Origin of the sequence: Photorhabdus hindustanensis (genome assembly GCF_002968995.1) — a bacterium.
Taxonomy (GTDB): Bacteria; Pseudomonadota; Gammaproteobacteria; order Enterobacterales; family Enterobacteriaceae; genus Photorhabdus; species Photorhabdus akhurstii.
Map to the genome: position 1 here is coordinate 25,578 of NZ_PUWT01000020.1, position 7,498 is coordinate 33,075.

The window sequence follows — 7,498 nt, forward strand, 5'->3', positions numbered from 1 at the left end:
ATTTAAATTGAAAGCATAGATAATTCAGAGATTAAGTGTTCAAGTTCAGTACTTGATAATGAAATAGTAGGAAAATCACTGGGTATATAAAAGTCCTTGAAATCATAATTATTTAAATCGATAAGTTCCTTGAGCTTACTCTCCATGACATTAATGATATTTTCAATTTTAGGAATATCTATCAACTGCTCAATGTAACTCACACTCACTTTACACCCTTGCTCCCAATAAATATTGAAATCAAAAGCTTCCGTATAGATATTATCCACACTGGAAATCGCATGAGGGTAAATTGACTTGATGTTCACAGCGCCCTGATGAACCGATCCGGAAAAATCACCTAAATAATTGAACTTCGGTACGTTGTGAATACGACTTAAATGTTTTTCTGTCGAGCAATGGCGAATGGATTGATAGGCCATACCATTATCATTAACCCGACGCATGGCTATTTTTGTTTTTTTCACATGGGAAGATATATTATCTTCACAATGGCATATTAATGGATAGATTGACGTGAACCAGCCGATATTATGGCTTAAATCCACTTCACTCTGTTGTGAACTTCTTCCGATACCTTCAAGCTCAACGGTAAAATTATTTTTATTAAAAGTTTTAAATAATGAGTAGGTAAACAGTGAGAAAAATAATTCATTGGGCTTGAGTTTCAATATTCCACATAATTTGGTAAAACTGTCAAAGTTAACACCGGCTATTTCACTGGTTAGCAAACCCACCGTTAATTTACGATTATATAAGTCTTGATACGTAAATAAAGAAGCGCCACTGATTTGCTGTTGCCAAAAGCCGATCTCATCAACACTGACTGTTTTTGCATAATGTTCAGTAAAATCAATCCATCTGGCGTAATTATTATTTTGTTGGCGTAATTTAAGCGGCTGATGATTTAAATGCTGCTCAACCAGTGTATTTAAGTCTGTTATCAAAATATGCCAGGATACGCCATCAATAATCAAATGATGGGCAATTAGCAGTAATTCGGTCTCGTTACCATCATCAAGGATAATTGCCTGAAATAGCGCAGATTCAGGCCAGCTTGACGCCTCCAGATGCGTTCTCGCCACATATTCCCGTTGCTCAAACCCCGTCACATTCACTCTGCGTGTTTTAACATGCCTCATCGCCTCCCGTACTTGTAAAGTAAAGTGTTTATCTTTTACATAGCTATTCAGGATTGGATGGAATGATACCAACGCATCCAAGATCTTATCCAACTCGGTTTGAGTTAAACATGATGGGAAAGATAAGGAGAGCATTTGGTGGTATATCTCTTTCTTTCCTAACAACAGGCCGCTAAACCATTTCATAATTGGCGTGGGCGAGAAAGTCGATATCTTGACAGCTTCTTCTGGCTCCATAAATATCGCCCGACTGTCAATATGGCGACACAATAATTTTGGCGTCGGTAACTGGAGCACTTCCTTCGCGACTACGCTAATGCCTTTTTTCTGGAGCAATGTAACCAACTGGATAGCTTTTATCGAATCACCGCCAGATTGATAAAAGTCACTGTGTATAGATAGCTCTGTACAACCCAATACCCGTCTAAACTCTTCGAGCACCGATATTTCTAAGGCACTCATTTTCTCATTGTCATTAGTACCTATTTTATCATCTTCAAGCTCAAGCAATTTGGCGCTATCAACTTTACCGTTAAAGGTTAAAGGAATTTCACGAATACATTTAATCAATTGTGGAACCATATAGTGGAGTAAATGACTCGATAAATACTGTTTTAATTCTTCTCCACTGACAGCCGATCCCTCCGACAAAACAACAAACGCTTTTAAGATTGAGGCATCAGCATTAGCTTCGTCGATCACTATGGCGACATCCTGAACGTCCTTGTACTCGAGTAGCTTTGTCTCGATCTCTTCGATCTCAATTCGATGTCCCCTGATCTTGACCTGCTTGTCGATACGGCCTAAATAAGTGACTTGCCCATATTCGTTGCGATAGGCGAGATCACCGGATAAATAGGCTCGTTGTCTTGGATAAAATCGATCAGTAATAAATCTGTTCTGAGTCAACTCCGAACGATTCCAATAACCGGCGGACACGCCATTTCCAGCAATAACCATTTCACCTTTCATGTAAGGAATAGAGTGGCGCCCATAACTATCGACAATATATATCTGCGTATTGTCGATAGGCTTGCCAATCGGCACGGACACGTCTCTATCTTTGGCAGGATCAAACTGGTGAATCATACAGCCAACCACGGTTTCTGTGGGTCCATATTCATTAAAAATATCGGCTTTACCGCCAAATTGAAGGTATGTGTGATTTGCAACGCTGACTTTTAAATTTTCTCCACCAACAATAAAGCGCTTAATTGTGCAGTGAGGGCCGATAATTTCATGTTGGATAGCGCGTAAATGTGACGGTGTACATTTCACGACGGTCGCCACGCCATCGTGAATAATATCGCTCAGGATAAAGTTTGATGTTTCTGTATATACCTTAATAGCCGAGCCGGAAATCAGCGCCGGGAACAGTGAAGTCACCGTTAAGTCAAAAGTCAGCGGTGTATAATATGCCGCGACATCAGATTTTTCGGGGTAATAAACTTGGGCGGCCCACCGGCAATAATTTACAAGCTCTGGTTGACGAATAATTGTCCCTTTCGGCAAACCTGTGGAACCAGAAGTATATATTAAATATGCCTCACTTGTAGGTTCACATCTGACTGGTAATGGTGATAAGTCATTTTGTGGCAAAGTTTCAGATAAAGCCGCACTATCGCAATAAACAATACCTGCCGGCAGTAATGATGCCCAATCCGGGTTTGTAATAACTAATGCACATTCGCTATCGGCCAAAATATATTTTATTCTTTCTTTCGGTAAATCCTTTTCAAGCGGAATGTATGTCGCGCCAACGGCCATAATAGCCAGTAAAGTTGCAATTTGTTCTGCGCTTTTAGGAAGCAAAATAGCCACTCTAGATCCGCCAGAAACCCCATGATTTAAGAGATTAGCGCTGATTGTGCTAACTAAGATCCGAAGCTCTTGGAAAGTCAGTGATCTATTTTCTTCAATGATTGCCAGCCGATCTTTATTACTTTCCACACTCTGTTCAAATAACGATATCACCGTTGCGGCAGTCGGTGCGGCATTGTTAGCCCCCGTTTCAATCAGTTGAAGATTATCTTCTTTTAATGGCGCAACCATCAGCAACTGACGATGTGGATCAACACTAACTTCATCTAGAATCTCAATTAATAAATTGATTACTGCATCAATCTGCGGCGGCGTATATTCTTCTACTTTATAGTCACAATATATTTTTGTCGTTCCCTCATTCAATAACTCTTTAAAAAGGAATTGAATTGAATATTGCTGTTCACCGGGGAATATATCCTCGACAATCAATGGGTATTCACCGAGAACCAACTCATATTTAGTGTTAGCATAGTTGTAGCTAACATCAAATAAATTATTAACCGATGCCCCGACTCTCGTCTCTTTAACCAACTCGGTGTAATCATATTTTTGGTGTCGGTATATCCGATTATTATTCTCTAAAGCTAATTTAATTAAACTGGAGAAATCGGTGTATTCATCCACTGCTATTTGTGTCGGAACAGTAGATACCGTCATTGAATTCCGCACAAGATTGGTCTTTTTCCTACCATGAAGTGGTATACCAAAAGAGACTTGTTTACTCCCTGAAAGCCGGGATAGCAAAAGAGCGATAACAGCATAGTAGAATACGTTTTCCGTACATCCTAATGTTGCGCAGACATGCTTTATTCTCTTTGATACCTGATGAGGAATATCATAAATTTTCCGTATGGCTTTGGTTGAAAGAGTTCTATTGCCCAAAATAAAGTTGCTATTTTCTCCCTTGCCAACCAGGAAATTACGCCAAAATAACTTATCTTTATCATATTGACGACTAGATGAATATTTTTCTTCTAATGACAAAAAGTAACTTTGATCATCGCTAAACTCACAATACACAACATCATTCAATGGATTATTATAACACTCACAAACCCTGGCGATAATATTTTGCATTGTCACGCCATCACAAACTAAGTGATGTATTTTGATTAAAAATCCACATTTTGAATCAGATACTTTATACAAACAAAAATAATATAAGCATGTCCCTAAATCCATTTTCCGAGACAGACACTCTTCGCGCCATTGTTCAAATTCTCTTTGTGGATTTTCTCTATTACGAAAATCAATAAAATCGATATTATTTTCCACTCGGCTATCTAAAATAAATTTCGGTGGAATCTCATCATTTAAAGTGAAATTTAGAATTTGGGTTTCTTTAATCACTCTCTGTATCGCATTAGTTAACCTTGTGAAATCCAATTCCGTTTCAACACTACAAGTACCACCAATATTAAACATGCTGGTCCCTTGGTGTTTCAACTCGGTTATCCAAACGCCTTTTTGAATCCCTGTCATTTCATATGATTTGCTACTAATAGACATAATTAAATCCGTATAAATTTAAATTCTGAACATTTTAAAAAAATCAAACCTCTATCAAACTCAATGCACTGAGCGGTGACGATATAAAACCTGAGAGAACAGAGAGAGACAAAGGAGCAAAAGAAGCACAAGAGAACAATACAAAACCCAAAAGCTATTAGGCATCCAAATCATAAATGTCGCCCAAGATAATCCAAGCAACAAATTTGGCAAGGTCAACACGACCAAGAGAGCAATAATAAATAAAGCAGATAAAATTGTCGCTTTCACAACGCCAAAGTTTGCAAGCCAACTTATATTTTTTCCTTTTAAATTTAAATAGATTAACAAGAGGCAAGCCAAAATCACAAATACACTGACAATGAGAAAAGTTCTATCAAAAGTATCAAATAACTCAAGCTCTTTAACGGTACTTAGCCCGGTAAAGTCACCGCCTTGAGCAAGCTGTTCCATTGCTTGCTTGCCAAGTTCAAAAGTAATATTGCTATTAACATTTGCCATCACAGCAACCGCAGCGCCAGAATCCAGATCAACGGCAACGTAACTAGAGAAGGTTGGATTCATTCCGGTATGAAATACCCTGTTCCCCTGTTTATACCATCCCAAGGTATATAGCGTTTTTTCGCTTTCGTTGGTATCAACACCCAACTTCCCTGAAAAGACCCGTTTTTTGGCATTAAGGAGAGTTGAATCCGTATTGCTGCCTAAAAATCTCAACCAGTTAAGCATGTCAGACGCATTAGTTTGTATATATCCGGCGGGTACATTAGCCAAGACAAATGGCGCATCGTATGGTCTGGCTTGCAAAAAACTGATTTGATGGCCGACTGCCTTTTTCGCCACATCTGGAAGAACGGAAGTCCCATTCATCTGTAGCGGCGACAAAATATAGGTTCTCAGCAGTTGTTGATAAGATTGCCCAGAAACTTTCTCCATCATTCTGGCTGCAATATCGTAATTGAGTGTGGCGTATGCATGTTGCTGCCCCGGCATCGTTTGCAGGTTAATTAACTTAATTTCATCGATAACTTGCGAAAGCCCTTTTTGAGGCTGGGAATAGAGCATATCAATGGTTTTAAAAGACAGACCCGATGTATGGTTGAGCAATTGCAAAAATGTCACATCAACGCTTTTACCATCGTAAATCGTTTTTATCGATGGCAATATTGATGAAACTTTGGTTTGGGGCAATATTTTGCCTTCCTCTATCATCTTGGCCGCAATTAAACCGGTAAAAGATTTACTTACCGATGCCAGCTCAAAAATAGTCTCTTTATTTAGATTTTGCGTACCGTTTCTATTCTCATTTGTTAACAATATTATGTTTGATTTTTTATTCTTGTCGACCGTCACCATAACTAATTCAGGTATCTTGCCAAACTCCATATATTGCAAAATTTGACTTTTCAAATTCTCATCTGCCGAACTCACGCCGGAAAATAGCAGAAGGAAAACCATAATAAAACACTTCATAACAGCCCCATTCACATTTAATATTCTATTTCACTTCACACCGGATATTTCGAATAACTAATACCACTCTCACAATCTATCTAAACATGCTCGTTTAGAAACTAAATTTCCTAGCGCGATGAGAGAAAGCACAACAGCCAGAATAAATACCAGTAAGTCCACCGAAAATAGAATCAGAGGAAAGCATTCAACACCAAACAAAAAAGACAATGAAAAAGTTAAAGCAACTTGCAAGAAAAGTTTAAGGAAAACCAATAACATCGAATATTTCTCTTTTTTTACGCTTTGTAGAAAGCCGATAAATACCAGCAACCCACCAAGGAAGAACAAACCTAAAAAAATAAAAAAGGAAATATTCAAAACCGTTAATAACAGACTTTTATCATCAGTGAATAAACCATATAGATGTTCCGGCAACGCAATAACCAATAAAGTCATTGATATTGAATAAAATGCAGCATATAACAATGCCACCTTCAATGACTTTATACAGCGATGATATTTTTCCGCACCAAAGTTATAACTTGATAAAGTTTGCAACGCCGACATCATGGCTATCAACGGTAAGACGACAAAGCTTAATACCCGGAAAACCAAGCCGAAAGCACTAATCATATCACCTGAGTTTTCAACTCCACTCGCTTTGATGAAATAATTGATAGTGAAAATAAGTATTCCATATGACAAATTGCCAATCAGTGTCGGCAATCCGATAAGCACTATATCCTGGCACTCTTTTATTTCTATCGTGAAATAAGTCGGTGAGAGAGTAAGGCGAGTACGATCACTATGAAAGAGCACGGCTGCACATATTAGCGCAACAGTATTTGCCAGTATTGTGGCAACCGCGGCGCCAAACATTCCCATGTCGAATATAACAATAACGATGGCATCAAAAGCAACATTAAGAATAGATGCACAGAGCATTATTGAGAACATGGCATTGGTTTTACCTTCTGCTCGTAACAGATCACCCAAAATAGTCGCTATCATGATAATAGGCGCGCATAAAGCCAATGGCATAGCATAATCCAAAGCATAATTAATTATGCTTTCCGTCGCCCCAAGAAATAATAAAATCTCTCGTGCCCATGTTAGAAATAATATGCCAAAACAGATAGCACATACTCCCGCCATAAATATAGCTTGTGTCGCAACTCGATTCGCCAAAGCAGGTTTATTCGCGCCTAGAAATCTCGCTACTAAAACGGCAGCACCCGCTCCCAACATAACCCCGACCGCACCGACTAATAACAGGATAGGGAAAAATATTGAAAAGCCTGCCATAGCATCTTTGCCAATATATTTAGTAATAAAGATAGCGTCAATTATTCCATAAAGCCCCTGAATTGACATACCAAAAAATACTGGAATTGATAATTTTAAATATGCAAATGACACGGAATCATTTGCCATGAAATCGGTATTTTTCAATGATATCTCCAATACAAAATGAATATATTTAAATATTGCTATATAGCGTGCGAGTGAAATTTTCCAACTTAAATTAATATAAGCGCCAGAGCTCTCATGACAAGAGCTCTGACCGC

Annotated in this window: 3 protein-coding genes; all 3 read right to left on the reverse strand. The window is 38.4% G+C overall.

Annotated elements, in window-relative coordinates; genetic code table 11:
* Positions 1–2: 2 nt before the first annotated feature.
* The 3 genes from C6H66_RS08160 to C6H66_RS08170 all read right to left on the reverse strand — a co-directional run bounded on the left by C6H66_RS08160 (position 3) and on the right by C6H66_RS08170 (position 7,382).
* Complete coding sequence (locus tag C6H66_RS08160; RefSeq protein ID WP_105395308.1) at positions 3–4,475, reverse strand: non-ribosomal peptide synthetase; 4,473 nt, start codon at positions 4,473–4,475, stop codon at positions 3–5.
* Positions 4,476–4,535: 60 nt separating this feature from the next.
* The gene (locus C6H66_RS08165) at positions 4,536–5,948 is read right to left on the reverse strand and encodes a serine hydrolase domain-containing protein (protein WP_105395309.1); all 1,413 of its coding nucleotides are present in this window, start codon (positions 5,946–5,948) and stop codon (positions 4,536–4,538) included.
* Positions 5,949–6,017: 69 nt separating this feature from the next.
* The gene (locus C6H66_RS08170) at positions 6,018–7,382 is read right to left on the reverse strand and encodes an MATE family efflux transporter (RefSeq protein ID WP_105395310.1); all 1,365 of its coding nucleotides are present in this window, start codon (positions 7,380–7,382) and stop codon (positions 6,018–6,020) included.
* Positions 7,383–7,498: the final 116 nt, after the last annotated feature.

Excerpts from the sequence above, each read along its gene's own strand:
- C6H66_RS08160 (WP_105395308.1), bottom strand. The coding sequence starts at position 4,475 with ATGTCTATTAGTAGCAAATCATATGAAATGACAGGGATTCAAAAAGGC.
- C6H66_RS08165 (WP_105395309.1), bottom strand. The coding sequence starts at position 5,948 with ATGAAGTGTTTTATTATGGTTTTCCTTCTGCTATTTTCCGGCGTGAGT.